This is a genomic window from Streptomyces sp. NPDC018045 (genome assembly GCF_044327445.1).
Taxonomy (GTDB): domain Bacteria; phylum Actinomycetota; class Actinomycetes; order Streptomycetales; family Streptomycetaceae; genus Streptomyces.
In genome coordinates this window covers 94259-119786 of record NZ_JBIRFL010000015.1, presented here as the reverse complement: position 1 = coordinate 119786, position 25528 = coordinate 94259, and the positions used below count along the sequence as shown (strand labels likewise).

The following is a 25528-nucleotide window of genomic DNA, read 5'->3' as shown; positions in this document are numbered from 1 at the left end:
CGCATCGGCCGGGCGCCGGGCTTGAGGGCCCGGCGCGCTCCCCGTCTACCCCCTCACGACCGTCGCCGCCGCCACCCCCAGCCGCCGCGCGTCCCGTTCCGGGCGCAGGAAGAGCGTCACGGCCACTCCGGCCAGCGCCGTCAGGCCCGCCATGGTCGCGTACGCGCCGACGTACCCGTCCGCGACGGTCTCCCCGGCGTCCACCAGCCGCCCCGTCACCGCGGGCGCCAGGATGCCTGCCAGGGCGAAGACGCAGGTCAGCGAGCCGAGGGCGACACCGCGCCGGTCTGCCGGGGAGATCCGGGAGACCGAGGTCTGCGCCACCGTCAGGATGATGTCGGAGACGGCCATCGGCCCGAGCAGCAGGACGGCCTTCAGCCACAGCGTGTCCGTGGCGGCGAAGGCCAGGGTCGCCGCGCTGGAGAGGAGCAGCACCAGCCCGTTCTTCACTCCTGAGGGGAGCGCGATGCGGGGGCGCAGGCCGGCTGCCGCGCGCCGGCCCGTGCGCTGTACGAGCAGGCCGTGGGTCAGCATCGCGGCGCCCTTGGCCAGAGCGGCCAGCATGATGAGCAGGCTCGCCTGGCGCAGCTCCAGCCCGCCGACCTCCTGGAAGTAGTCCACGGCCCAGGTGAGTGAGGCAGACACCGTCCAGAAGGCGGCGAACGCGCCGAGGGCCGCGGACAGCCAGGTCCCGGAGAGCAGCAGTTTCCGGTACGGGACGGAGCCGCCGCCCCCGGAGGCGCGACCGGCGGACCGCCGTCCCACCGGGGGCGCCAGTGGCCCCTCCTCGCCGTACCGGAGCCATACCGCCGCCCACACCAGGCCGATCAGACCCACCACGCCGAACGCCCATCGCCAGCCCCAGGCGGCGGTGACCGCGCCGAGCACCGGCGCCGCGACGGCGACGCCCACCGCCGCGCCGACCAGAAAGACGGCGGTCGGCAGCGTGCGGTCGCGCTCCTCGAACCAGCCGTGCAGGTGGTGCACCGCCACCGGGGTGGCCGGGCCCTCCGCCGCGCCCAGCAGCACCCGGGTGGCGACCAGGACGCCGAATCCGGCCACGCCGAGGAGCATCGGCAACTGGGCGGCGGACCAGAGCAGCGCCATGCCGAGCAGCAGGACCGGGGTGCGGACCGTACGGGTGAGGAAGGAGCCGCCGAGCGCCGCCAGGCTGAAGAGCGCGAAGAACGCGGCGGACGCGGCGCCGAACTGGCCGCGGGTCAGGTGCAGGTCGGCCATCACCGGGTTCGCGACCAGGCCCATCACCGTCTTGTCGGCGAAGTTGATGAGTATGAAGGCGACCAGCAGCCAGGTGGTGCGCCATGCCCGCCGGTGCTCGGAAGCGGTCATGCCGGAGAGCGCGCCGGGCCGTGCCCCGGTCCCGGCCCCACGGGTCACCGCACGGTCCCCCCGTCCGGCCCCATGCCGTCGGCCCCGTCCCGCGCGCCTCCACAGGAGCACGTGTCCTCGTCGGTCACGCCCACACTGATCGCGCCGGCCGCGCGCCGCCGCCCTTCCTCGCTACGCGTCAACTCCGACTCCACATCCGTCCCTTCCGCCACAGCCGCCGACTCCGCCGCCGCCCAGCCGAAGATCCCACGGGCCATGGTGGACGGCTCGGCGGCGGCCCGTGCCGCGTACACCTCGGCCCGTATGCGCGCGACCTCGCGGTCCTCCGGCGCCGCCAGCGCCGCGGTCTCCGCCAGATGGGCGGCCAGGCGCTGTTCGTCCCCGGCCAGCAGGCGCAGGGCCCGGCGCGCCAGTACGGGGGCGCCGCCCGCGGCGTCGGCGAGTTCGGCGGCCAGCGCCCGTTCCGGCGCCGGCTTGAGGTGGGCCGGGTTCTGGTCGTACCAGCCGCCCCACAGGCGCCACAGGTTGCGGACGACGAACTCCGGCTCGTCGTAGGCGGGGTGCAGGTACGGCTTGTCCAGCAGCCGGGCCGGAGCCCGCACCCGGTGGACCACCTCGTCCAGCCGCAGCCCGGCGTTCATCAGGTCGCGGGTCTGCGCGCACAGCGACTCCAGCAGCTCGGCGCAGTCGCCCAGCGCGGCCGCGACGCGGTCGGCCCCCCGGATCGGCACCCCGTGCCCCGGAAGCAGCACCTCGGCTCCCAGGGCGCCCATGGAGCGCAGCGCCCGTGCCCAGTCCTCCGGGTAACGCTGCACCTTCTGGGGGTTGCCCGCGTTGGGGACGTTCCAGATGAACAGATCACCCGTACAGAGGGTTTTGAGTTCCGGTACCCACACATAGGTGGCGTCGTCGGTCTCGCCGCGTGCGTGCCGGAGCTCGAAGGTCAGGTCGCCGTGGCGGAGGGTGAGCCGGTCCCGGTAGGTGGTGTCCGGATAACGGTAGGAGGTGGGCCACTCGATTCCCGGGACACCGAACTGTCGGCGGTTGATCCAGGAGTTGTAACCGGCCGTGGCGGTGTAGCGGTCGAAGCGCGCGGCGACGGCCTCATGGGCCACGACCTCGGGCGGCTCGGTGCCGCGGGCCCGTGCCGCGGCGTCGAAGGGCCCGACGCCGAAGACGTGGTCGATGTGGCCGTGTGTGTGGACGACCGTACGCACCTCGCGTCCAGAGCCGCCGAACGCGGACACGGCCGCGTACAACCGGTCCGCCGTACGGGCCTCGCCGGAGTCCACCATGACCAGCCCCTCGGTGCCGGTGTCGAAGACCGCGACGTTCGCGAAGGCGGGGAAGAACCCGGTGCGCTCACCGACACGGACGAGGCCTTCCCCGGCGTACGCACCCGTGAAGTGGGCCAGCAGGGTGTCCTCACCCGACCAGACGCGGTCCGCGTACGCGAGGTACCCGGAGCCGGCCCCGGCACCGGGCGCTGCGGTTCCGGGCGCCCACGTTTTCGGCGCCCCGGTTCCGGGCGTCCCCGTTCCGGCCCTGGTGGTGCCTGCCTGCGGGCTGTGCTGCGTCCTGCCATCCGTCATGCCGAGCGGCTCCTCGTGTACGCCGGACACCCGCGCTGGACAGGCACCGGCGGATCGGTCCTCAGGTCGGTCCCCGTGGGCACGAGTCTGGTGATCCGCGGGGTTCGGCGGCACCCGCCGGTGTCACACCCGTACCCGCTGCGTACTGTGACGCGTCACAGTCCCCGCGCCGGAGCGAAGGAGCCGACGTGCACCTGTCCGACGCCGCCCGCGCCCTCGCCCTGCGCTGCGAGCCCCGGGTCAACGAACTGGCCCGGCGAATGGCCCGGGGCGCCTTCGAGGACCTCCCGGGATACGCCGAGCTGCCCGGTGACCTGAAGGACGTGGAGATCGCCGCCACGGTCCGGCACGGGCTGCGCCTCTTCCTGCGCCGGGTCCGCGCCCCCGAGGGGCGGCACGGCGACCACGGCGTGTTCCGCGAGCGCGCCGCGCAGCGCGCCGAGGAGGGCATGCCGCTGCACCTGCTGCTGCGGACCCATGCGCTGGGGGAGTACGCGCTGTGGCAGGCCCTGCGCCAGGAGGCGGGCCCCGACGAGGCGCAGGCGCTCATCGAGCTCGGCGACCTCCTCTTCCGGGCCCAGGGCGGCATCCTCGGTGCGGTCGCCGAGACCTACCTGGACGAGCGGGCGGCCCTGGACGCCGAACGCCGTGAACACCGCCGCACTCTGGCGCGCGGTCTCCTCGACGGCGTGCCGCACCGGGACCCGGCCGCCCTGGAGGAGCTGGGGCTGCACGGCCCGGCCACCGTGATCGCCGTACGCCTCGGCCCGGCGCCGCCCGAGGACGCGGCCCCGTGCGCGGCCCCTCCCCGAGAGGCCGAGCCCACCCCCGTAGCCGTACGCAGGCGGCTGCGGCGCCTGCAGACCGCACTGGACCGGGAGTTCGGTACCGAGGTGCTCTCCCTGATGGACGCCGACGGTGGGCACGCCCTCGTACCGGGTGGGGCCGCCGTGGACGACGGGCTGGGGGAGCGGCTGCGCCGGGCGTGCGGCGTGGAGGTGCGGTGCGCCGCCGCCCGGGCCGAGCGTCCCGAGGGCATCCCGTACGCCGCCCGTACCGCCTCCGAAGTCGTCCGTATCGCCCGTGCCTGCGGCCGGCCCGCCGGACTCCACCGGCTCGACGACGTCCTGCTCGAATACCACCTCTCCCGCCGCGACGAGAGCAGCGGACCGATCGCCGCGCTGCTCGACCCGCTGGACGGACGTCCCGAGCTGACCGAGACGCTCCGTACCCACCTGGAGCAGCGGCAGGACCGCCGGGCGACCGCCCGCGCCCTCGGACTGCACCCGAACACCGTGGACAACCGGCTCACCCGGATCAGTGAACTGACCGGCATCGACCTGACGTCGCCGCGCGGCACCGCGCTCGCCCTGGCGGCCCTGCTGCTACGCCAGGAGGACCCCGGGGGGCGATGACGCACCCGGCGCGCGGCCGCCCGCTACGGGGCGGTGAGGCGCCCGTACGCACGCAGCGTCAGCAGCGCCTTGACCGTCATCATCGGGCGGCCCTCCAGAGCCGCCCCGGGGGCCCATACGCGCCGGTTCACGGGCCAGCCGCCGTCCTCCCGCTGGAGCGCGGCGAGGTGGTCCAGCGCCCGGCGCGTCTCCGAGTCCGTGAACCAGGCGCGGGCCAGCGAGCCCGGCGCGGCCGCGTAGTCGTACGCGAAATGGTGCTCACCGGGCGCGAAGCCCTCGGGTACGGGGACGTCCGCCGCCCGGTCCGGGGCCAGGAGGACCAGCCGCTGCTCGCGCACCATGGCACCCAGGCGCCGCGCGGCGGCCTCGGCGCGCGGCCGGTCGGGCGCGCCCTCCAGGAAGGCGAGCGCCGCCAGGACCTCGTACGGATGGGGCCGTTCCAGGGACTCCACCGCCCGCCAGCAGAAGTCCGTGGCCCGGAACAGCCAGGCGTGCCACACCTCGTTACGGTGCAGCAGGCCCACGACGGGGCCGGTGGCCAGGAGGGCGCTCGGCGGGTCGTCGCGCACCGGCAGCCACGGCGCGGCCGGATAACCGCGCAAGGTGGGGTGCACGGCGGGCAGCGCCCCCTCCAGGGTGGACACCCCGGTCAGATAGCGGCAGATCCGCTCGGCCCGCTGTCCGCCGCAGCGCCCGATGAGGTCGAGGACGTACAGGGCGTGCGCGGTGTGCAGCGGCTGGCTGACCGGCCCGCGCAGGTCAGGCTCCAGGGCGTGCCCGTAACCGCCGTCGGGATTCGTGTACGCGGCGAGCGCGGCGTCGACACCGTCCGCGCTCCCGCCCAGGAAGTGATACGCGAAACGGCGCTGTTCGAGCACCCGGGCAGTGAGCCAGATGAACCGCTCGGCACGGGCCAGTGAGGTCGGCTGTGGTGCTCCGTTTTCCGCCATGGACCGACGGTAGGGCCGTGGGCCCCGCCCGGCACCGGCGCGGACGCGGCTGCACCCTCAGGGCGGGGTGTCGGACGTCCGCGGTTGACGGCCGCCCGGCGGCGGACGGGGCGGACGGGGCGCCGCCCTGGCCGCCCGCCGGCGCTCACCGCCGCGCAGCATGCCCCCCCCGCGTTCGCCGACGGGCGTGTCGGGGTCCTTCGACAGACGGAGCGTCAGAGGGGCGAGGCTCGCGAGGTCGACGGCGTGGTCGCCTCCCTTGCCCGTGGCGTCCGGTTTCGCGTGGGTGATGTTCTCGCGGAGGGCACCGTGCACCGCCGGGCATGCTGTTCGACCGGACTCATGGCGGCGCGGCACTCGCCGAGGGGGAGGGCACGGCCGCGCCGGGCGGTCGGAAGCGAGCGGCGGCCCGGGACGCTTCCCAGGGCCTTCGGGCCCGCGCTCCGGGCCTTACTCTGCGTCCATGCGTGCTCTTCACTCGTGTGGGGGGCGCGGCAGAGGAAACGTGCGGGTCAAGGCGAGTGCGGAGTGGGTTTCATGCGGTTGACGGTCTTCTGGGAGCGGATGGCGGATCACTTCGGCGAGGCGTACGCCGACTCGTTCGCGCGGGATCACGTGATGTCCGGGCTCGGCGGGCGGACCGTTCACCAGGCACTGGCGGACGGGTGGGAGGCCAAGGACGTGTGGCGGGTGGTCTGCGCGACGATGGACGTGCCGTACGACAAGCGCTGACGGGAACCACGCCTCCGGGGGCGGAGGAGAGCCGCCCGGAGGTATCGGGCCGCGGCGGGCGGCCGGGGTGCGCGGGGCAGGGCGGGCATTGTCGGACCCGTGAGCGACACTGGGCCCGTGCCAGCGACCGAGAATCCCATCAGCCACGACGACCCACGCCCCGGGGGGTCCGCTCAGCGGATGCCGCGGTGGCTGCCCCGCGCCATGGTGCTGGCGCTCGCCCTCGTGGCCTGTTTCCAGCTCGCGAGCTGGGCGTTCCACCAGCTCATCTCGTTGCTGCTGAATGTGCTGATCGCCTTCTTCCTCGCCCTGGCCGTCGAGCCGGCCGTGGACTGGATGGCGGCCCGGGGGATGCGCCGAGGGGGCGCCACCGGGCTGGTCTTCCTCGGGATACTCGTCGGGACCGCGGGCTTCTTCGCGCTGCTCGGCTCGATGCTCGCGGGGCAGATCGCGAACATGGTCCAGGAGTTCCCGCAGTATTTGGACTCGGTGATCAGTTGGATCAACACCACCTTCCACACCCACCTCTCGCGGGTCGAGGTGCAGAACAACCTGCTGAAGTCCGACTGGCTGCAGAAGTACGTCCAGGACAGCGCCAACAACGTGCTCGCCGTCTCCGCGACCGTCCTGGGCAGCCTGTTCAACCTCCTGACGGTGGCGCTGTTCTCCTTCTACTTCGCCGCCGACGGCCCCCGGCTGCGCCGCGCCCTGTGCTCGGTCCTGCCGCCGTCCCGGCAGACCGAGGTGCTGCGCGCCTGGGAGATCGCGGTCGCCAAGACCGGCGGGTATCTCTACTCCCGCGGCCTGATGGCACTGATCTCCGGCATCGCGCACTACGTCCTGCTGGAGATCCTGGGCGTTCCGTACGCCCCCGCGCTCGGCATGTGGGTGGGGCTGGTCTCCCAGTTCATCCCGACCATCGGCACCTACCTCGCGGGCGCGCTGCCGATCCTGATCGCCTTCACCGTCGATCCCTGGTACGCGCTGTGGGTCTTCGGGTTCGTCGTGGTCTACCAGCAGTTCGAGAACTACCTGCTCCAGCCGCGCATCACGGCCAAGACCGTGGACATCCACCCGGCCGTCGCCTTCGGGTCGGTGATCGCCGGTACGGCGCTGATGGGCGCCGTCGGCGCGCTGATCGCCATCCCGGCCACCGCGACACTGCAGGCGTTCCTCGGGGCGTACGTGAAGCGGTACGAGGTCACGGACGACGTACGGGTGCAGGGTGGCGGACGGCGCCGGCGCGCGTCCTCTGCCCTGCGGCGGCTGCGCCGCTCCCTGCACGACGAGCCCCCGGCCGCGCCGCTGGAGGGCCGTGGAGCCGAGGGCGACCGGGACGGGCGAGGTGAGGGGGAGCCCGGCACAGGGGGCAAGGGGGAGTGAGGGGAGCGGCCCGTCCGGGGTGAGGGCCCGGCCGCAGTGAGGGCCTGGTCGGGGTGAGGGCCCGGCCGGGTGGCAGCGTACGGTGACGGGCCCGAGTCCCTGGCCGGCCGGCAGGGGAGCGGGGCCACGGGGCCCCTGCCCCATGCCGTCGAACCTTGCGAGTGCCATCCGAGTTTGCATGATCTGGGCCACATGCTCGCGTTCCTGCGCCGGAGGGCAGTGGGCCGGTCCGGACGGCGTGATGTGTGGTTACGGACTTGCCGGCCAATCGGTGTACCGAGCACGAAACCCGGAGCTCACCGGTACGAGCCGCCCCGGTCCGGATCGATCTGCCAGATCTCGCCTGCGTGCGGGCCTCAGGGGGAGCCGGATGAAGGCGCCGTAGCCTGTACGGCCAGCATGAGGCTGCCCCGGTTCACTCCGTCGACCGGTGTCCCGATCCGGCCTGCCGCGGGATTGCTCGAACGCCCGGATCCCCGTCTCGGGCGGGTGCGGCACCAGCGCGCCCACACCCCGGCCCCCGCGTCCGCACGCTGCGCGGCCGTCTGCTGCGGGCTTCCGCGGTCGGGCCTCTGACCAGCGCGTTCCATCCTCGGTGACACCACCTCGCAGCCATCGAGGTTCACTGGCACGCGGTCACAGTTCGACGGCGCCGGGCGGCGCTGGAAGGCAGGGGCGGCGGGCCTGCGGGGTGCGCTTGACACCAAAATCGAACATCTATTCTTATGAGGCATCCGACCCGTGTTTCCGCCCGGAGGCCCCGGGAGTTATCCACAGGCCGGAGCCGGGTCCGGGCGCATTGTCAGTGGCAGGCGTTAGCGTCATGGACGTGAAGCGATCGACTCAAGCAAACCGGGTGGAAGCCATGGCAGGGACTGACCGCGAGAAGGCGCTGGACGCCGCACTCGCACAGATTGAACGGCAATTCGGCAAGGGCGCCGTGATGAGGATGGGCGAGCGCCCGAACGAGCCCATCGAGGTCATCCCCACCGGGTCGACCGCACTCGATGTCGCGCTCGGCGTCGGCGGCATCCCGCGCGGCCGTGTGGTGGAGGTCTACGGCCCGGAGTCCTCCGGCAAGACGACCCTGACCCTGCACGCGGTGGCGAACGCGCAGAAGGCCGGCGGCTCCGTCGCCTTCATCGACGCCGAGCACGCGCTCGACCCCGAGTACGCCAAGAAGCTGGGCGTGGACACGGACGCGCTGATCCTGTCCCAGCCGGACAACGGCGAGCAGGCCCTGGAGATCACGGACATGCTGGTCCGCTCCGGCGCGCTCGACCTCATCGTGATCGACTCGGTCGCCGCGCTGGTGCCCCGGGCCGAGATCGAGGGTGAGATGGGCGACTCCCACGTGGGTCTCCAGGCCCGTCTGATGAGCCAGGCGCTGCGGAAGATCACCAGCGCGCTCAACCAGTCCAAGACCACCGCGATCTTCATCAACCAGCTCCGCGAGAAGATCGGCGTGATGTTCGGCTCGCCGGAGACCACGACCGGTGGCCGCGCCCTGAAGTTCTACGCCTCGGTGCGCATCGACATCCGCCGCATCGAGACCCTCAAGGACGGCACCGAGGCGGTCGGCAACCGCACCCGCTGCAAGGTCGTCAAGAACAAGGTCGCCCCGCCCTTCAAGCAGGCGGAGTTCGACATCCTGTACGGCCAGGGCATCAGCCGCGAGGGCGGCCTGATCGACATGGGTGTGGAGCACGGCTTCATCCGCAAGTCCGGCGCCTGGTACACCTACGAGGGCGACCAGCTCGGCCAGGGCAAGGAGAACGCCCGCAACTTCCTCAAGGACAATCCCGACCTCGCCAACGAGGTGGAGAAGAAGATCAAGGAGAAGCTGGGCATCGGCGTCAAGCCGGAGGCCCTGGCGGAGCCCGGCGCGGACGCGGCGGGTGCGGCGGCCGACGCGGAGGCCCCGGCCAAGTCCGTACCGGCACCGGCCGCCAAGGGGGCCAAGGGCTCCAAGGCCGCCGCGGCCAAGAGCTAGTCCATCGTGACGCGGCGAACGGAATGGCCCGACGACCACGACTACGGCCCCGGTGCGGAAGTCGGTCACGACGGGGGGCGTGACGACGACGGCCGGGGCGGGAGCGGCAGCGCCGCGGGCGGCGCCGAGAACCGTGGGAAACGCAAGGACGGCGGTGGTTCCTCCTCGTCGAGGGCCGAGGCGGGACCGCCGCGTACGCCCCAGGAGCAGGCGCGGGCGATCTGCCTGCGCCTGCTCACCGGGTCCGCGCGGACGCGCAAGCAGCTCGGGGACGCCCTGCGCGAGCGGGGCATCCCCGAGGAGGCCGCACAAGAGGTGCTGTCCCGCTTCGAGGAGGTGGGGCTGATCGACGACGCGAAGTTCGCCGACGCCTGGGTGGAGTCCCGGCACCACGGCCGGGGGCTGGCCCGCCGCGCACTCGCCCGCGAACTGCGCACCAAGGGCGTCGACCCGGCGACGGTCGACGAAGCCCTCGGACAACTGGACTCCGACCAGGAGGAACGCACGGCCCGGGAACTGGTCGACCGCAAGCTGCGGACGACCCGGGGCCTGGACCGGCAGAAACGGATACGGCGCCTCGCGGGAATGCTGGCCCGCAAGGGCTACCCGGAGGGCCTCGCCCTACGGGTGGTCCGGCAGGCGCTGGAGGAAGAGGGTGACGAGGGGGAGGACTCGGAGCTGATGGGGTATCACCTGCCGGAGGGGTGAGCTGGTGGGGTGCGAGTCGGGAGGCGTCTCGGTGGAGGCGTGATCTGGGGATGCGTCTCGGCGGGTACGTGATCTGGCGGTGTGTCTCGGCGGAGGCGTGGCCTGGGGGTGGCGTACCTCGGTGGAAGGGGCGACCGGTGGGGGCGACACAGCAGGGGTGTGGCTTGGCGGGGTGGGTCCTGGCAGAGGTGTTCCGATGCGGCGGGCGTGATCCAGCGGGGACGTGGCCTGGGGGGGGCGGCACGGCACGCCGGCACCACCTCGGCCTGGGTGAGGGCCCCGGCACCCGCCCGTACGGCCACCCGCGGGCGACCGTCACCGCCTCGGTCGACGCGTTGCGCGCGGCTCGTGCGTTTTCCCGGCAGGAGCGCCGCACCCTCGCCAGGAACGTGCTGGTCAGTGGCTTCTCGCAAGGCGGGCCCGCCAGCATGATGGCCGGCCGGGGCCCTGCAACGGGGTGCTGATCCGTACTTCCGCCTGGGCGCGCTCGTCCCGATCGCCGGGCCCTTCGACCTGAGCGGCTTCGAAGCCGCCGCGGCCAACGACGAGATCGTCCGGTCGTCGCTCTACCTGGCCTACTTCCCGGCTGCGGGTCGGATGTGCGGCTTGTACGACACGCCGGGTCAGGCGTTCCGCGCGCCGTACGACACGACGGTGGAGGTTCTCTTCGACGGTGACCACAAGGCGTCGGAGATCGCGGCAGCGCTGCCGGCGACCTCGCAAGGACTGTTCATCCCGGAGTTCCTGGACCCGATCCGCAGCCCGAGGGGCAGGCTGCGGCAGCAGGTGAAGGCGCTGAACCCCACCTGCGACTGGCACCCGGATGTGCCGGTGCACCTCTACCACGCAAAGGGGGACAAGGACGTGGCGTTCGCCAACGCCCGCACCTGCCAACGTCAGCTCACCGTCAACGGGGCCGCCCAACAGCTCACGGACGGCGGGGACGCCGACCACAACGGGACGGTGCGCGAGGCCCTGCCGTCAGTGGTCCGGCAGTTCGACGCCGACCGCTGAGCCGACGGCGGATCCGCCCCGGGCGGATCCGCCACCACCTCACGCGTGGACCGGCAGTCCCGCCGCCCGCCACGCCTGGAAGCCGCCCACCAGGTCGGTCGCCCGGAACAGGCCGAGCTGACGCAGGGAGACGGCCGCGAGACTCGACGCGTAGCCCTCGTTGCAGACGACCACCACCGCAAGGTCGTGACCGGTGGCTTCCGGGGCGCGGTGGGCGCCGGTGGGGTCCAGGCGCCACTCCAGTTCGTTGCGTTCGACGATCAGCGCGCCCGGGATGGTGCCGTCGCGGTCGCGCAGGGCCGCGTAGCGGATGTCGACCAGGAGCCCGCCACCCCGCTGGACCGCCGCGGCCTGCTCGGGGGACACCCGGTCCAGTTCGGCGCGCGCCGCGTCCAGGAGCGCGTCGACGGCGCTCACAGCCAGTCCTCGGGGCCCTCGACCTCTTCGAGGCGCAGGACGGGCCCGGTGCGGCTGTAGCGGCGCATCAGCGGCAGCGGCGGATAGTAAGCGTGTACCGAGACGGCGTGCGCGTCCTCGGAGAGGTTGAGCACCTGGTGGACGTGGTGCGGGCCGAAGGCGCGGCCGTGGCCGTCGGCCAGCTTGCGCTGCCGGTCCACGCCGTCCGCCAGCTCCAGCGTCTTCCAGCCTTCGGTGGGCAGTCGGGCGGCGAGCGACTGCTCGGTCAGCTCGCCCGCGGCGGCGGCGAACGCGCCGTGCGAGCCGCCGTGGTCGTGCCAGCCGGTGCCCGTACCGGGCGGCCAGCCGATCAGCCACGCCTCACTGCCGCCGGGCCCGTCCAGACGGATCCAGGTACGGCCTTCGGGGTCGAGGGGCAGGGAAGCGATGAGCGCGGTGTCGGCGGCGGTACGGCGGGCGAAGTCGAGGAGTTCGGCGGCGCCGGGGCCGCCGGTGGCGGCAGGTTGCGGGCGCGCGGAAGTACGTACGTCGGGCACAGGAACCGTCCTGAGTGATCGCGAAGAGGCGCGCGGGCAGCGTGGGACGCGGCGGCGCGCGGGGAAGGACTGCGGATCAGCAGGACGGACGACACACACAGCCCGCGTAGCGGACCAGGTCCAGATGGACCCTCCGCCAGAAGCGCGAACCGTTCTCCGTCACGTTCCGGAGTCAAGCACGGGGCTTCCCACAGGGTCAACCGCCGACCGGCGCAACGGGGGGCGCACAGGGGCAGCCGCAGGCCGACCCTGGACGCCTCCCGTGAAGCAGGCCGTCGGCCCGGCCCCAGCGGCCCCGTGGGCTCACCCGCCCGCCGACCGGACCTCCGCCTCCGTCCCGCCCCGCGCCGCGTCCCGCTCGGCCTGCGGGTACGCCCCTTCGGCGGGTGGCGGGCCCCCGGCCGCGCGCGCCGGGTCCGGAATCGAGCCCTCCGGATCCGCGCCGACCCCAACGGCTCCGGCCCCAGCCCCGGCTCCGGTCCCACCACCGGCCCCACCCCCGGACGCCGCAGCACCCTCCGCGCGACCCGTGCGCCCCGTGGGGCCCACCCCCCCCACACCCTCCAAGCCGCTCCCCGCACCCTCCCGGCCGTCCTCCGCGCCCACACCCCCGCCCCGTACCGCTTCCGCGCACGCGTACAGCTCCGCCGGGCGAACGCCGCCCATGGCCGCGACCAGGTGGCCGTCCGGCCGTACGACCAGGACGGTGTGCGCGACCGCGCCCGGGTACCCCTCGGCGACCAGCACCTCGGCGGGCATCGGCAGGGCGTCCACCGTCTTCGAGAGGCGCGGCATCAGGCCGGCCGACTTCCAGTGCCGCCGGTCCCACACACCCGTGCCCGGCGCCACCAGCACCACCAGCAACCCCCGGCCCAGCCGGGTGCGGAGCGGTACCTGGGACCCGTCCGAGGCCGTCACGGGAACGTCCGCGACCGGCGCGCCGGCCGGCGTCCCCACCGTCATCGCGCAGGACGGATCGGTGACCGGGGCGAGCGGGGAGCGGGCGTACGCGGGGGGCGCGCCGAGTGGTCCGCGCCCTAGATGCCCGTCGGTGAGCATCGCCGTGTGCCCGCGAGCGGCTCCCGGGAGCACCGCCCGCCACCGACCGCCCCGCTCGCCGTCGCGCAGCAGTGGCAGAGCCCGGTCGGCGGCGCGCAGCCGGGCCGTGACGGCGCCCCTGCGCTCCGTCTGGTAACTGTCCAGCAGGGTCTCCGAAGCGCCCTGGTGCCAGGCCAGCGCCAGCTTCCACGCGAGGTTCTCGGCGTCCCGCAGGCCCTCGTCCAGGCCCTGGGTGCCGAGCGCGCCGAGCAGGTGGGCGGCGTCACCGGCGAGGAAGGCGCGCCCGCGCCGCCAGCGCCGCGCCAGCCGGTGGTGCACCGTGTGCACACCGGTGTCGAGGAGTTCGTACGGCGGCACGGACGGAACACGTACGCCGCCCCCGTCCCGGGCACCACGAGACGGCTTGGCCCCGCCCCCCGGACCCACACCCGCCCCGGGCCCGGCACCCACCCCCGGCCCGAAACTCCCTTCAGACCCGCCACCAACCCCCGAACCAGCACCAACCCCCGAACCAGCACCAACCCCCGAACCAGCACCAACCCCCGAGCCAATCCCGGCCCCGACCCCAGCCCCGGCTCCCACCCCCGACCCGGCCCCCGCCTCCGCGCACCACACCGCCAGCGAATCGCGGATCCGGGCCACCAGCGCGTCCGGAGTGACCAGGTCCCGGCCGGGCGGCAGCAGCCAGTCCAGCCGCCAGACCCCGCCGGGCAGCGGCCGGGCCGTCACCTCGCCCCCGGACCCGCCACCGCCCTGCCGCGCGGGTGAGCGGTGCAGGAGCGCCTCGCCGGGCCAGGGGAGTTCCGTACGCAGCGCCGCCACCGCGTGCCGTTCGACCGCCGTACGCCCGGGGAAGCGGACCTCCAGCAGCTTGCGGACCGTCGAGCGCGGGCCGTCGCAGCCGACCAGGTAACTGGCGCGCCACCACGTGCCGTTGCTGCCGCGGGTGTGGGCGCTGATCCCGTACTCGTCCTGCCGCAGGTCGTCGAGCCGGCTGCCGGCGACGATCCGGGCGCCGGGTTCCGCCGCGAGCGCGGTGCGCAGCGCCCGGGTCAGCGCGTGCTGCGGCACGTGTACGGGGGAGGGGTTCTCCGGGCCGAACTCCACCCGCTCCAGCAGCCGCCTGCGGCGCACCGAGCGCCAGGCCGTCCAGCGGGTGCCCGCCGAGTCCAGGGCGGGGCCGCAGCCCAGCCGCTCCAGGAACGCGGTGGTGTCCGGTCGCAGGACGACGGTGCGGGCGGGCCGCGGGTCGACCGCGCCGGGGGCTTCGTCCAGGACCACACACGGCACGTCGAGGCGGGCGAGGGAGAGGGCGAGCGCGAGGCCGACGGGGCCGGCCCCGACGACGATCACCGGGTCCACGGCGTGGCTCCCCCGGTCCGCAGGTGCTTACGGGACGTACGGGAACTGGCAGTTGGAGCCCGGTGCGCGATCACACAGCGTATGCAACCCATTGCGGGCGCCCGCGTCAAGTGACGGGGGCAGCGGCGCACGCGGCACTGCCCCCGTCCAAGGTGTCACACCGTCAGCCCCCGGCGCCGCCCCCGCCGCCCGCGGGCGGGATGTCCGGCGGCCGCCGGGTGCCCGCTGGGTCGCCGGGTGTGCCGTCGGCTGTTTCCAGCGCGTCCGCCGCGGTGACCGGCTCGGCCGCCCCGGCCATCACGATGCCGGTCTTGGCCCGCCGGCCGCGCCGCTCGATCCAGTTGGCCAGCGCGGACAGCGCCAGACACATCGCCACGTAGATCGCGCCGGCCACGATGATCATCGGGACGTACGGGTTCTCGTCGTTGACGACGATGGTGCTGGCCATCTGCTGGATCGTGTACAGCAGCTCCTCGAAGGTGATGACGTAGCCGAGCGAGGTGTCCTTGAGGGTCACCACGAGCTGGCTGATGATCGTCGGGAGCATCGCCCGGACGGCCTGCGGCATCAGTACCGTCGTCATGACCTGTGTCTTGCTCATGCCGAGCGCGTACGCCGCCTCGCGCTGGCCCCGGGGCACCGCGTTGATGCCGGCCCGCAGGACCTCCGCCTGCACCGAGCCGTTGTAGACGGTCAGGCCGATGACCAGCGCCCAGAACTGCGGGGTGTCGCCGGTCAGGCCCAGCTCCCCCTTGTAGGAGAGCAGGATCACCCACAGGGCGTAGATCGTGATCAGCAGCGGGACGGCCCGGAAGAGTTCGATGAAGCCGGTCGCCAGCCAGCGCACCGGCTTGTGGTCGGAGAGCCGGGCGACGGCGAGCAGCACGCCGAGCGCGAGGGAGAGCACGGCGGCGACCACGAAGACCTGGAGGGTCGTCAGGACACCGTTGCGGATGTTGGTGCGCACGCCCGCGTTGTTGAAGATGTTCCACATCTCCGGCTCGAACTGGCCCTTGGAGGCCAGCCGCAGCACGGCGAAGACGATCAGGCCGAGGACGGCGAGCCCGCCCGCGACGGTGTAGAGACGGTTGCGGACCTTGGCCTTGGGCCCTGGGGCGTCGTAGAGGACGCTGGTCATCGGGCCACCTCCAGGCGGCGTTCGAGCAGCCGGAAGATGCCGCTGATGGCGAACGTGATGATCAAGTAGGCGAGGGCGATCCAGAGGAAGATCCAGCCGATCGGCCGGCCCTGGTCGTTGAGGAGCTTGGAGACGTTGAACAGCTCGGCGTTGCTGAAGGCGCCCGCGATCGCCGAGTTCTTGGTGAGCGCGATGAGGATGCTGCTCAGCGGCGGGATCACGGTGCGGGTGGCCTGCGGCAGGACGATGATGCGAAGCGTCTGGATGAAGGTCATCCCGATGCTGCGCGCGGCCTCCGCCTGGCCCAGCGGCACGGTGTTGATGCCCGAGCGCACGGCCTCGCAGATGAACGAGGACGTGTAGAAGCCCAGCGCCAGGGTGGCGAGCACGAACGGGCTGATGCCCGGGAAGAAGATCTGCGGGACGACGAAGAAGGCGACCAGGAACAGCAGGGTGAGCGGGGTGTTGCGCAGCAGCGTCACCCAGGCCGTCCCGAAGGCGCGCAGCGGGGGCACCGGCGAGACCCGGAAACCGGCTATGAGGAGGCCCAGCAGGAGGGCGAGCGCCCCGCTGGCCGCGGTGAGCGACACGGTTCCGAGGAACCCGGTGCGGAACTCGGGGAGATAGTCGAGGAGTACGTTCATGGGTTCTCCGCGGTAGCGGTCAGGTCAGCGGCGGGCGGGTGGACGGTCCGGCACGGGGCGTGCGCGACGCGCGGGGTACGGGAGTGTGCACCGGCGTGCGGGCACTTGCGTGCGCGGCGTACGGATGCACGGCCTGGGGCGCGGGCGCGGCCCGCGACGGCGTGCGCACGGGCGGCCCGGCGCGTGGCTCCCCAGGCACCCACGCCCCGTACGCCCGCCGAGGCGGCGTACGGGGCGTGCGGCGGCGGACAGCGGGCGGGCGACCTGGATCAGTCGCGCGGCAGCGGCGTCTCCGGCGCGACGAAGCTGGTCCCGGACTTGCCGAGGGTGCCTTCGTACGCCTTCTTGTAGTCGCCGTTCTTGATGTGCTTCTCCAGCGCGTCGGTGATCGCGTCACGCAGCGCCTTGTCGCCCTTCATCAGGCCGACGCCGTACGGCTCCTTGGTGAACTTCTGGCCGACGACCCGCAGCTTGGTCTTCCGCTCGGCCGCGTACCCCTTGAGGATCGCGTCGTCCGTGGTGACCGCGTCCACCTGGCCGTCGAGCAGTTGCTTGACGCACAGCGAGTACTTGGCCAGCTCGGTGGTCTGCGCGCCGTACTTCGGCTTCTTGATCTCCTGGAGCGGTGTGGAGCCGACGATCGAGCAGACCTTCTTGCCCTTGAGGCTGTCCGGGCCGGTGATGGACTTGTCGTCCCGGCGCACCAGAAGGTCGGCGCCCGCGGTGTAGTACGGGCCCGCGAAGTCGATCTGCTTCTTGCGCTCGTCGTTGATCGTGTACGTGCCGACGTAGTAGTCGACCTGGCCCTTGGAGATCGCGGTCTCGCGGACGTTGGAGTCGATCGTCTTGAACTCGATCTGCTTCTCGGAGAAGCCCAGGTCGGCGGCGATCATCTTGGCGATCTCGATGTCGAAGCCGGACCGCTTGCCGGTGGTGTCCTGGAAGCCGAGGTAGGGCTGGTCGGCCTTGGCGCCGATGGTGATCTTCCCGGCCTTCTTGGCCTTCTTCCAGGCCGGCGAGTTCACGTCCGCCTTGGCGTTGACCGGGTACGTCCCGCTGAAGACCTCCCCGCCGGACGCCTTGTCGCCGGCCGTGCCCGACTCGCCGCCGCACGCGGTCGCCGTCACCGCCAGCGCGAGCGCCACCGCACCCGCCGCGGCCGTCTTACGAATCCTCATGGTGAACATCCTTTGGTTCAGCGGAAGTTGGCAATCATGATGACCGGCCGCGGGATCAGTGGTGGAGGATCTTCGAAAGGAAGTCCTTGGCCCGGTCGCTGCGCGGGTTGCTGAAGAACTGGTTCGGCTCGGCCTCTTCGACGATGCGGCCGTCCGCCATGAAGACGACCCGGTTGGCGGCCGAGCGGGCGAAGCCCATCTCGTGCGTGACCACGACCATCGTCATGCCGTCCCGGGCGAGCTGCTGCATGACCTCCAGCACCTCATTGATCATCTCCGGGTCGAGTGCGGAGGTCGGCTCGTCGAAAAGCATGACCTTGGGGTCCATCGCCAGGGCCCGGGCGATGGCCACCCGCTGCTGCTGTCCGCCGGACAACTGTGCGGGGTACTTGTCCGCCTGGGTACCGACCCCCACCCGGTCCAGCAGGGCCCGGGCCTTCTCCTCGGCCGCCTTCTTGTCCGTACGGCGGACCTTGGTCTGGCCCAGCATCACGTTCTCCAGCACCGTCTTGTGCGCGAAGAGGTTGAAGGACTGGAAGACCATGCCCACGTCGGCGCGGAGCCGGGCCAGCTCGCGCCCCTCCTGCGGCAACGGCTTGCCGTCGATCGTGATGGAGCCGGAGTCCACGGTCTCCAGCCGGTTGATCGTGCGGCACAGGGTCGACTTGCCGGACCCGGAGGGCCCGATCACCACGACCACCTCACCGCGCCGGATGGTCAGGTCGATGTCCTGGAGTACGTGCAGCGCGCCGAAGTGCTTGTTCACGTTGTCCAGCACGACCAGCGGGTCGCCCGCCGGCGCGGGCCCCTTGTCGCTCTTGGTCACCGATACTTCGCTCATCGGCGTACAGCTCCGTCCTCCTCGGTTGGGGAGGACCCTAGTAACGCCCTGCGACCAGCGTCATTACATCTGAGCGGGATTTGAGCATAACGATACGGCCGCGAAGGGACACGCGGCGTGAACGGGGCGCACGGGGCGGGCACCCCGGGGTACCGGCTGCATAACGGAACCGCCCCACCGGGAATACCCCCTTGACGTGCGTGCCGTCCATCGCCGTAGATGCCTTTTGGCCGCTCCGCCGACGGCCCGTGCCCGTACGCGTCCGCGCACGGGTGTACACCTATGCACCCGCGCGTCCACCTATGCGCGGCCGGGCACACATCGTGAGGAGGGGGCCGGTGCGGCTGCTGCTCGTGGAGGACGACGACCATGTCGCGGCCGCCCTGTCCGCCGTGCTGTCGCGGCACGGCTTCGACGTCACCCACGCCCGCAGCGGCGAGGAGGCGCTCCAGGCCCTGCTCCCCGGCGACCAGACGCCCTTCGGGGTGGTCCTGCTCGACCTCGGCCTGCCCGACCAGGACGGCTTCGAGGTCTGCGGGCGGATCCGGCGGATCAGCAGCAGCCCGGTGATCATGGTGACCGCGCGCGCGGACGTACGGTCGCGGATCCACGGCCTGAACCTCGGCGCCGACGACTACGTGGTCAAGCCCTACGACACCGGCGAGCTGCTCGCCCGTATCCACGCCGTCAGCCGGCGCCGCGCCGCCGCGCCCGCCGCCGCGGGGGAGCCGCCCGCCGAGGAGGGCGCCCCGCGCGACGGACTGCGGCTCGGCGCCGTCACGATCGAACTGTCCACCCGGCAGGTCTCCGTGAACGGCGGCGCCGTGCCCCTGACCCGCAAGGAGTTCGACCTGCTCGCCCTGCTCGCGCAGCGGCCGGGCGTCGTCTTCCGGCGCGAGCAGATCATCAGCGAGGTGTGGCGCACGAGCTGGGAGGGGACCGGCCGGACCCTGGAGGTGCACATCGCGTCGCTGCGCGCCAAGCTGGGGACGCCCGCGCTGATCGAGACGGTGCGCGGCGTCGGCTACCGCCTCGTCGCGCCGCCCGCCGCCGTGTCACCGGCCGGCCCGGCCTCCTGACGGCCGGCGGCACCGCACCGTGCGCACCCGACTCCTCCCCCTCCTGATCGTCCTGCTGGCCGGTGTGCTGCTCGCGCTCGGCTTCCCGCTCGCCGGCATCACCGCCGCCGTCGAACAGCAGCGGGTGGTCGTCGACCGGATCGACGACGCGGCGCGCTTCGCCTCCCTCGCCCAGTACGTCACCGCCCGGCCGGGCGCCGGTGGCAAGTCCCCCGACGAGGACGAACGGCAGTCCACGCTCGGCGCCGAACTCAAGCGCTACCACGAGCTGTACGGCATCCGCGCCGGCGTCTTCTTCCGCGACGGGACGCCCATGGCGGCGGCGCCCGCCGACTGGCGCGTACCGGAGGAGGGCGAGGGCGCGCGGGCCTTCAGCGAGGCGCTGGCGGGCCGCCGCAGCCACGACCCCCACCAGATCTGGCCCTGGGACGAGGACGGCCGGATTCCGGTCGCCTCGCCCGTCGTCCGGGACGGCGACGTGGTGGCCGTCGTCGTCACCGACTCGCCCACCGGGCAGATGCGCTCCCGCACCCTGCACGGGTGGCTGCTGATCGGCGCGGGCGAGTGCGCCGCCATGCTCGTCGCCGTGGCCGCCGCCTTCCGGCTCACCGGCTGGGTGCTGCGCCCCGTGCGCGTCCTGGATGCCGCGAGCCACGACATCGCCACCGGCCGGATGAAGTCCCGGGTCGCCGCCGCCTCCGGGCCGCCGGAACTGCGCCGCCTGGCCCGTTCGTTCAACGAGATGGCCGACAACGTCGAGGAAGTGCTGGAGCAGCAGCGCGCCTTCGTCGCCGACGCCTCCCACCAGTTGCGCAACCCGCTCTCCGCGCTGCTGCTGCGCATCGAGCTGCTCGCCCTGGACCTGCCCGAGGGCAACGCGGAGATCGCCTCCGTGCGGACGGAGGGCAAGCGGCTGGCCCGGGTCCTGGACGACCTCCTGGACCTGGCGCTGGCCGAGCATGCCGCCGCCGACCTCCAGCTCACCGACATCGCCGCGCTCGCCGACGAGCGCGTCGACTCCTGGCGCCCGCTGGCCGGTGACAAGGGGGTGCTGCTGTCCTACGAGGGCCAGCGGGCCGTGACGGGCTGGGCGGACCCGGTCGCCCTGTCCAGCGCCCTGGACGCCCTGGTCGACAACGCCCTGAAGTTCACGCCCGCCGGGGAGCGGGTCACCGTCGGCGTGGTGCCGGACGGCGAGTGCGTACGGATCACCGTCCGCGACCACGGGCCCGGCCTCACCGAGGACGAGCTGGCCCGCATCGGCGACCGCTTCTGGCGCAGCGGCCGCCACCAGAACGTCTCCGGCTCCGGCCTGGGCCTGTCGATCACCCGCGCGCTGCTCGCTGCCGGAGGCGCCACCCTCTCCTTCGCGCCGCACCGGCCGCACGGGCTGCGGGTGACCGTGGTGGTGCCGCGCACCGCGCCGTGACCAGCGGCTCCGGTGCCGCACTCGTACGATCGTTCGCGGCTGCGGACCTGTGTTACCGTTGGCGGCGTTGCAGTTGTGGTACCCATGAACTTTGTGCGCGCCCGGAGGCTGGAAGCCCCGGGCGTTCCTTGTTTTCCGGACCTTTCTCCGGTGTGGGGCGATCATCTCGGCGACAGGGAGGCCGTGCAGTGCGGTCTCCGGCTTGCGCCCCTAGAAGGAGAAACACATGGCTACCGGCACCGTGAAGTGGTTCAACGCGGAAAAGGGCTTCGGCTTCATCGAGCAGGACGGCGGCGGCCCCGACGTCTTCGCCCACTACTCGAACATCCAGTCCCAGGGCTTCCGTGAGCTCCTGGAGGGCCAGAAGGTCAGCTTCGACGTGACCCAGGGCCCGAAGGGCCCGCAGGCGGAGAACATCATCCCCGCCTGACGGACCGCGCGTCCGCGGACGGGGCCCGCACCGGTCGGTGCGGGCCCCGTCCGTATCCGTACGGCCCGCCGTCCGTACGACGATCACCGTACGGACGCCCCGCGCCCGTACGACCCGTGTGCGTGCGTCCCGTACCCACACGGCCCGAGACCGCACGGCACCGTGCCGTACGCGCTCGGCCTCCCCGCCACCGAAGGGCTTTCAGTGACCCGAGCGAACGCACCGCGACAGAGCGCCGCCTCCGAGCCGTCCCCGGGGACGGCCGGTCAGCCGCCCGCCGTCTCCTTCGACGAGCTGCCGCTGGCACCGGCTCTTCTCACCGCGCTGCGTGCGCAGGGCGTCACCGAGCCGTTCCCCATCCAGGCCGCGACGCTGCCCGCCACCCTCGCGGGCCGGGACGTGCTGGGCCGCGGCCGGACCGGCTCCGGCAAGACCCTGGCCTTCGGCCTGGCGATGCTCAGCCGTACGGCGGGCCGCCGTGCCGAGAGCAAGAGCCCCCTGGCGATGGTGCTCGTGCCCACCCGCGAACTGGCCACCCAGGTCACCGAGGCGCTCGCCCCGTACGCCACGGCGGTCGGCCTGCGTACGACCACGGTTGTCGGCGGCACCTCGATCAACCGCCAGGTCGACGCGCTGCGCAAGGGCGCCGAGATCCTGGTCGCCACCCCCGGCCGGCTCGCCGACCTGCTGGACCGCCGGGCCTGCAAGCTCGACCAGGTCGCCGTCACGGTCCTCGACGAGGCCGACCAGATGACCGACATGGGCTTCCTGCCGCAGGTCACCCGCCTGATGGAGAAGGTGGACCCGGGCGGCCAGCGGATGCTGTTCTCCGCGACGCTCGACCGCAATGTCGACAAGCTCGTCCGCCGGTTCCTGACCGACCCGGTCACCCACTCCGTGGACCCGTCGGCCGCGACGGTCACCACCATGGAGCACCACGTCCTGTACGTGGACGACACCGACAAGCGGGCCACCACCACCGAGATCGCCGCCCGCGACGGCCGCGTGATCATGTTCGTGGACACCAAGCGCGGCGCCGACCGGCTCACCAAGCACCTGCTGGCGCAGGGCGTCCGGGCCGCGGCGCTGCACGGCGGCAAGTCCCAGCCGCAGCGCACCCGCACCCTGGAGCAGTTCCGCACGGGGCAGGCCACCGCGCTGATCGCCACCAACGTCGCCGCCCGCGGCATCCACATCGACGGCCTCGACCTGGTGGTCAACGTCGACCCGCCGACCGAGGCCAAGGACTACCTGCACCGCGGTGGCCGCACCGCGCGGGCCGGCGAGTCGGGCACCGTCGTCACCCTGGTCACGCCCGCCCAGCGCCGGGACATGACCCGGCTGATGTCCCAGGCGAAGATCACCCCCGGTACGGCGCGGGTCCGGCCGGGCGACAGCGAACTGATACGGATCACGGGCGCGCAGGCGCCGTCCGGCCAGCCGGTGGTGATCGCCGTCCCCGCGCAGCAGGAGCGGCCCAAGCCCGCGGGAGGCGGCGCGCGGCGGCGTCCGCGCCGCGGTGGCTCCGGCTCCGGCTCGGCGGGCGGCGGCAACGGTGCGGCGGGCGGCGGCCGTCCGTCCCGCCGCCCCTCCCGCGCCCCTAAGGGCCCCCGCGCCCCGCGGGCACCGAAGGCGTGACGCGCGCCGGGGCGCGCACGGAAGCCGGTGCGCGCCCCGCGCCGGGGCCACGGTCGGACCGTCCGCTCACGGCTTCTCCGACACGTAATAGCGCCGCGCGCCCTCGTGCAGCGGCAGCGGGTCGGTGAACACCGCGGTCCGCAGGTCCACCTTCTGGGCGGCGTGCACCTCGGTACCGATCCGGTCCCGGCTCCTTATGACGGTCCTGGTGATCGCCTCCGTCAGCACCGGGTCCTGCCGGTCGGTGGTGACCAAGAGGTTCGCGACCGCGATCGTCTTGATCGCCTGTCCCTTCTGGACCCGCGGGTACGCGTCGGCCGGCATCACCGCCGCCCGGTAGTGGCGGGTCCGCCCGCCCTGCCGGTGCAGCGCCGGCAGCAGGTCTCCGAGCTGGACGAGCCGTACGGGCAGCCGCCGGGCCACCTGCTGCACGGCCGAGGTCGGCAGCCCGCCCGACCAGAAGAAGGCGTCCAGCTTCCCGTCCTCCAGCAGCTTCGGCATCCGGTCGATACCGACCCGTACCGCTTCGATGTCGTGGTCGAAGTCCAGCCCGGCCGCCGCGACCAGCCGCCGGGTGATGAGCTGGACGCCGGAGCCGTCCGCCCCCACGCCGACGCGCAGCTTCCCGAGGTCCTTGGCCGAACCGACCGGGGAGTCCGCGCGGACCACGAGCTGCATGTAGTCGTCGTACAGCCGCGCGCAGGCCCGCAGCCGGGCCGCCTCCCGTGGCTTCAGACGCTGCTGCTCGGCCACCGCGTCCGCGGTCGCTATCGCGAACTGGGCGTTGCCGCTCGCCAGTTGGCTCAGGTTGTCCAGCGACCCCGCGCTGTTCCTCAGCCGTACGTCGACCCGCGGCAGGTCCCGGCGCAGATCCTGCTTGAGAAGCTCCCCGTAACGCGCGTACACCCCGGAGCGCACGCCGGTGGACAGCGTCAGCGGCCCGCCGGGCGCGGGCGGGCCGCCCAGCGGCAGCAGCCACCACAGCAGCAGGCCGAGCGCGACCAGCGCCGCGGCAGCCGCGAGCAGCGCCCGGCGACCGCCGGCGCGGGGGAGTACGGAGACCATGGGCCGGATCCTGCCAGCCCCGCGACGGGAACGGGAGGGGCGAGGCGGCGGCGGGAACACGTACCCTGGTCGATTGAGATGAGTGCGAAGACATACGAGGTGCGCACCTACGGGTGCCAGATGAACGTCCACGACTCCGAGCGGCTGTCGGGCCTGCTGGAGGACGCCGGATACGTGCCCGCGCCCCAGGGCGCCGACGGAGCCGACGTCGTCGTCTTCAACACCTGCGCGGTGCGGGAGAACGCCGACAACCGGCTCTACGGCAACCTCGGCCAACTCGCGCCGAAGAAGGCCGCGCGGCCGGGCATGCAGATCGCCGTCGGCGGCTGCCTGGCCCAGAAGGACCGCGACACCATCGTCAAGAAGGCCCCCTGGGTCGACGTGGTCTTCGGGACGCACAACATCGGCAAGCTGCCGGTGCTCCTGGAGCGCGCCCGCGTCCAGGAGGAGGCGCAGGTCGAGATCGCCGAGTCGCTGGAGGCGTTCCCCTCCACGCTGCCCACCCGCCGCGAGAGCGCGTACGCGGCCTGGGTCTCGATCTCCGTCGGCTGCAACAACACCTGTACCTTCTGCATCGTCCCCGCCCTGCGCGGCAAGGAGAAGGACCGCCGCCCCGGCGACATCCTCGCCGAGATCGAGGCGCTGGTCGCGGAGGGCGTCTCCGAGATCACCCTGCTCGGCCAGAACGTCAACGCGTACGGCTCCGACATCGGCGACCGTGAGGCGTTCAGCAAGCTGCTGCGCGCCTGCGGGAAGATCGAGGGCCTGGAGCGGGTCCGTTTCACCTCGCCGCACCCCCGCGACTTCACCGACGACGTCATCGCCGCCATGGCCGAGACGCCGAACGTGATGCCGCAGTTGCACATGCCGCTGCAGTCCGGCTCGGACACGGTCCTCAAGGCGATGCGCCGCTCGTACCGCCAGGAGCGCTTCCTCGGCATCATCGAGAAGGTGCGCGCCGCGATGCCGGACGCCGCCATCTCCACGGACATCATCGTCGGCTTCCCGGGCGAGACCGAGGAGGACTTCGAGCAGACCCTGCACACGGTCCGGGAGTCCCGCTTCGCGCAGGCCTTCACCTTCCAGTACTCCAAGCGCCCCGGGACCCCGGCCGCCGAGATGGACGGCCAGATCCCCAAGGAGGTCGTCCAGGCGCGCTACGAGCGGCTGGTGGCCCTTCAGGAGGAGATCTCCTGGGAGGAGAACAAGAAGCAGGTCGGCCGCACGCTGGAGGTCATGGTCGCCGAGGGCGAGGGGCGCAAGGACGATGCCACGCGCCGCCTGTCCGGCCGTGCGCCCGACAACCGCCTGGTGCACTTCACCCGCCCCGAGGAGCCGGTCCGCCCCGGCGACCTGGTGACCGTCGAGATCACCTACGCCGCGCCGCACCACCTGCTCGCCGAAGGACAGGCCCGGGCCGTCCGCCGGACGCGCGCGGGCGACGCGTGGGAGAAGCGCAACGCCGCCCCGGCCGCCCAGCCCGCCGGCGTCATGCTCGGCCTGCCGACGATCGGCGCGCCGGCCCCCACCCCGGCCCCGGCGGCGGGCTGCGGGTGCGACTGACGCCCTGAGGGG

Annotated in this window: 23 protein-coding genes; 11 read left to right on the top strand and 12 right to left on the bottom strand. The window is 73.0% G+C overall.

Going from position 1 to position 25528, the window contains the following annotated elements; genetic code table 11:
* Nucleotides 1-45: 45 nt before the first annotated feature.
* Both ACH4EB_RS27135 and ACH4EB_RS27130 read right to left on the bottom strand, forming a co-directional pair.
* The gene (locus ACH4EB_RS27135) at nucleotides 46-1350 is read right to left on the bottom strand and encodes an MFS transporter (RefSeq protein ID WP_398350409.1); all 1305 of its coding nucleotides are present in this window, start codon (nucleotides 1348-1350) and stop codon (nucleotides 46-48) included.
* 44 nt (nucleotides 1351-1394) lie between these two features.
* Nucleotides 1395-2942 (bottom strand): alkyl sulfatase dimerization domain-containing protein, encoded by a 1548-nt coding sequence (locus ACH4EB_RS27130; protein ID WP_398350408.1) that lies wholly within the window; start codon nucleotides 2940-2942, stop codon nucleotides 1395-1397.
* Nucleotides 2943-3130: 188 nt separating this feature from the next.
* Here ACH4EB_RS27130 and ACH4EB_RS27125 point away from each other — a divergent pair, with 188 nt between their 5' ends.
* On the top strand, nucleotides 3131-4357 hold the full coding sequence (locus ACH4EB_RS27125; RefSeq protein WP_398350407.1) for a PucR family transcriptional regulator: 1227 nt from the start codon (nucleotides 3131-3133) through the stop codon (nucleotides 4355-4357).
* Nucleotides 4358-4380: 23 nt separating this feature from the next.
* On the opposite strand, the gene ACH4EB_RS27120 is transcribed toward ACH4EB_RS27125, so the two are convergent.
* Entirely contained in the window at nucleotides 4381-5307 is a 927-nt protein-coding gene (locus tag ACH4EB_RS27120; RefSeq protein WP_398350405.1) for a hypothetical protein, read from the bottom strand.
* Nucleotides 5308-5844: 537 nt separating this feature from the next.
* Here ACH4EB_RS27120 and ACH4EB_RS27115 point away from each other — a divergent pair.
* The 5 genes from ACH4EB_RS27115 to ACH4EB_RS27095 all read left to right on the top strand — a co-directional run bounded on the left by ACH4EB_RS27115 (nucleotide 5845) and on the right by ACH4EB_RS27095 (nucleotide 11137).
* Nucleotides 5845-6039 carry a DUF3046 domain-containing protein gene (locus ACH4EB_RS27115; protein ID WP_361155678.1) on the top strand — a complete coding sequence of 65 codons (195 nt, stop codon included), beginning with the start codon at nucleotides 5845-5847 and terminating at the stop codon, nucleotides 6037-6039.
* A 117-nt stretch (nucleotides 6040-6156) separates the two neighbouring features.
* Nucleotides 6157-7422, top strand: coding sequence for an AI-2E family transporter (locus ACH4EB_RS27110; protein WP_398350404.1), 1266 nt, complete (start codon nucleotides 6157-6159; stop codon nucleotides 7420-7422).
* 865 nt (nucleotides 7423-8287) lie between these two features.
* Nucleotides 8288-9415 (top strand): recombinase RecA, encoded by a 1128-nt coding sequence (recA, locus tag ACH4EB_RS27105; protein WP_398350402.1) that lies wholly within the window; start codon nucleotides 8288-8290, stop codon nucleotides 9413-9415.
* Nucleotides 9416-9421: 6 nt separating this feature from the next.
* Nucleotides 9422-10123 (top strand): recombination regulator RecX, encoded by a 702-nt coding sequence (recX, locus tag ACH4EB_RS27100; protein WP_398350401.1) that lies wholly within the window; start codon nucleotides 9422-9424, stop codon nucleotides 10121-10123.
* A gap of 606 nt (nucleotides 10124-10729) precedes the next feature.
* Nucleotides 10730-11137, top strand: a complete 408-nt coding sequence (locus ACH4EB_RS27095; protein WP_398350400.1) for a hypothetical protein — start codon at nucleotides 10730-10732, stop codon at nucleotides 11135-11137.
* Nucleotides 11138-11176: 39 nt separating this feature from the next.
* Here the strand turns inward: ACH4EB_RS27095 and ACH4EB_RS27090 are convergent, their stop codons facing one another.
* The 8 genes from ACH4EB_RS27090 to ACH4EB_RS27055 form a co-directional block, all read right to left on the bottom strand.
* Nucleotides 11177-11554, bottom strand: coding sequence for a rhodanese-like domain-containing protein (locus ACH4EB_RS27090; RefSeq protein WP_398350399.1), 378 nt, complete (start codon nucleotides 11552-11554; stop codon nucleotides 11177-11179).
* Nucleotides 11551-12090 carry a cysteine dioxygenase gene (locus tag ACH4EB_RS27085; RefSeq protein WP_398350398.1) on the bottom strand — a complete coding sequence of 180 codons (540 nt, stop codon included), beginning with the start codon at nucleotides 12088-12090 and terminating at the stop codon, nucleotides 11551-11553. Before ACH4EB_RS27085 ends, ACH4EB_RS27090 begins: the two co-directional genes overlap by 4 nt.
* Before the next feature lie 76 nt (nucleotides 12091-12166).
* Nucleotides 12167-12253 carry a putative leader peptide gene (locus tag ACH4EB_RS27080; RefSeq protein ID WP_324607239.1) on the bottom strand — a complete coding sequence of 29 codons (87 nt, stop codon included), beginning with the start codon at nucleotides 12251-12253 and terminating at the stop codon, nucleotides 12167-12169.
* 140 nt (nucleotides 12254-12393) lie between these two features.
* Entirely contained in the window at nucleotides 12394-14511 is a 2118-nt protein-coding gene (locus tag ACH4EB_RS27075; RefSeq protein ID WP_398350396.1) for an FAD-dependent oxidoreductase, read from the bottom strand.
* 163 nt (nucleotides 14512-14674) lie between these two features.
* Nucleotides 14675-15649, bottom strand: a complete 975-nt coding sequence (locus ACH4EB_RS27070; RefSeq protein ID WP_398350394.1) for an amino acid ABC transporter permease — start codon at nucleotides 15647-15649, stop codon at nucleotides 14675-14677.
* Entirely contained in the window at nucleotides 15646-16293 is a 648-nt protein-coding gene (locus ACH4EB_RS27065; RefSeq protein ID WP_398350393.1) for an amino acid ABC transporter permease, read from the bottom strand. The genes ACH4EB_RS27070 and ACH4EB_RS27065 overlap by 4 nt, the downstream gene beginning before the upstream one ends.
* Before the next feature lie 269 nt (nucleotides 16294-16562).
* Nucleotides 16563-17471, bottom strand: a complete 909-nt coding sequence (locus ACH4EB_RS27060; RefSeq protein ID WP_398350392.1) for a glutamate ABC transporter substrate-binding protein — start codon at nucleotides 17469-17471, stop codon at nucleotides 16563-16565.
* Nucleotides 17472-17526: 55 nt separating this feature from the next.
* On the bottom strand, nucleotides 17527-18312 hold the full coding sequence (locus tag ACH4EB_RS27055; RefSeq protein ID WP_398350390.1) for an amino acid ABC transporter ATP-binding protein: 786 nt from the start codon (nucleotides 18310-18312) through the stop codon (nucleotides 17527-17529).
* Nucleotides 18313-18650: 338 nt separating this feature from the next.
* Here ACH4EB_RS27055 and ACH4EB_RS27050 point away from each other — a divergent pair, with 338 nt between their 5' ends.
* The 4 genes from ACH4EB_RS27050 (at nucleotide 18651) to ACH4EB_RS27035 (ending at nucleotide 22888) form a co-directional block, all read left to right on the top strand.
* Nucleotides 18651-19391, top strand: coding sequence for a response regulator transcription factor (locus tag ACH4EB_RS27050; RefSeq protein WP_398350389.1), 741 nt, complete (start codon nucleotides 18651-18653; stop codon nucleotides 19389-19391).
* A 19-nt stretch (nucleotides 19392-19410) separates the two neighbouring features.
* Nucleotides 19411-20820, top strand: coding sequence for a sensor histidine kinase (locus tag ACH4EB_RS27045; protein ID WP_398350388.1), 1410 nt, complete (start codon nucleotides 19411-19413; stop codon nucleotides 20818-20820).
* A 226-nt stretch (nucleotides 20821-21046) separates the two neighbouring features.
* Nucleotides 21047-21250 carry a cold-shock protein gene (locus ACH4EB_RS27040; RefSeq protein WP_398350386.1) on the top strand — a complete coding sequence of 68 codons (204 nt, stop codon included), beginning with the start codon at nucleotides 21047-21049 and terminating at the stop codon, nucleotides 21248-21250.
* 162 nt (nucleotides 21251-21412) lie between these two features.
* Nucleotides 21413-22888, top strand: coding sequence for a DEAD/DEAH box helicase (locus ACH4EB_RS27035; RefSeq protein ID WP_398350385.1), 1476 nt, complete (start codon nucleotides 21413-21415; stop codon nucleotides 22886-22888).
* 66 nt (nucleotides 22889-22954) lie between these two features.
* Here the strand turns inward: ACH4EB_RS27035 and ACH4EB_RS27030 are convergent, their stop codons facing one another.
* Nucleotides 22955-23953 carry a TAXI family TRAP transporter solute-binding subunit gene (locus ACH4EB_RS27030; RefSeq protein WP_398350383.1) on the bottom strand — a complete coding sequence of 333 codons (999 nt, stop codon included), beginning with the start codon at nucleotides 23951-23953 and terminating at the stop codon, nucleotides 22955-22957.
* Between the two features lie 78 nt (nucleotides 23954-24031).
* On the opposite strand from ACH4EB_RS27030, the gene miaB reads away from it, so the two are divergent.
* A complete protein-coding gene (gene miaB / locus ACH4EB_RS27025; protein ID WP_398350381.1) occupies nucleotides 24032-25516 on the top strand; it encodes a tRNA (N6-isopentenyl adenosine(37)-C2)-methylthiotransferase MiaB in 1485 nt (494 codons plus the stop codon).
* The last annotated feature ends 12 nt before the right edge of the window (nucleotides 25517-25528 follow it).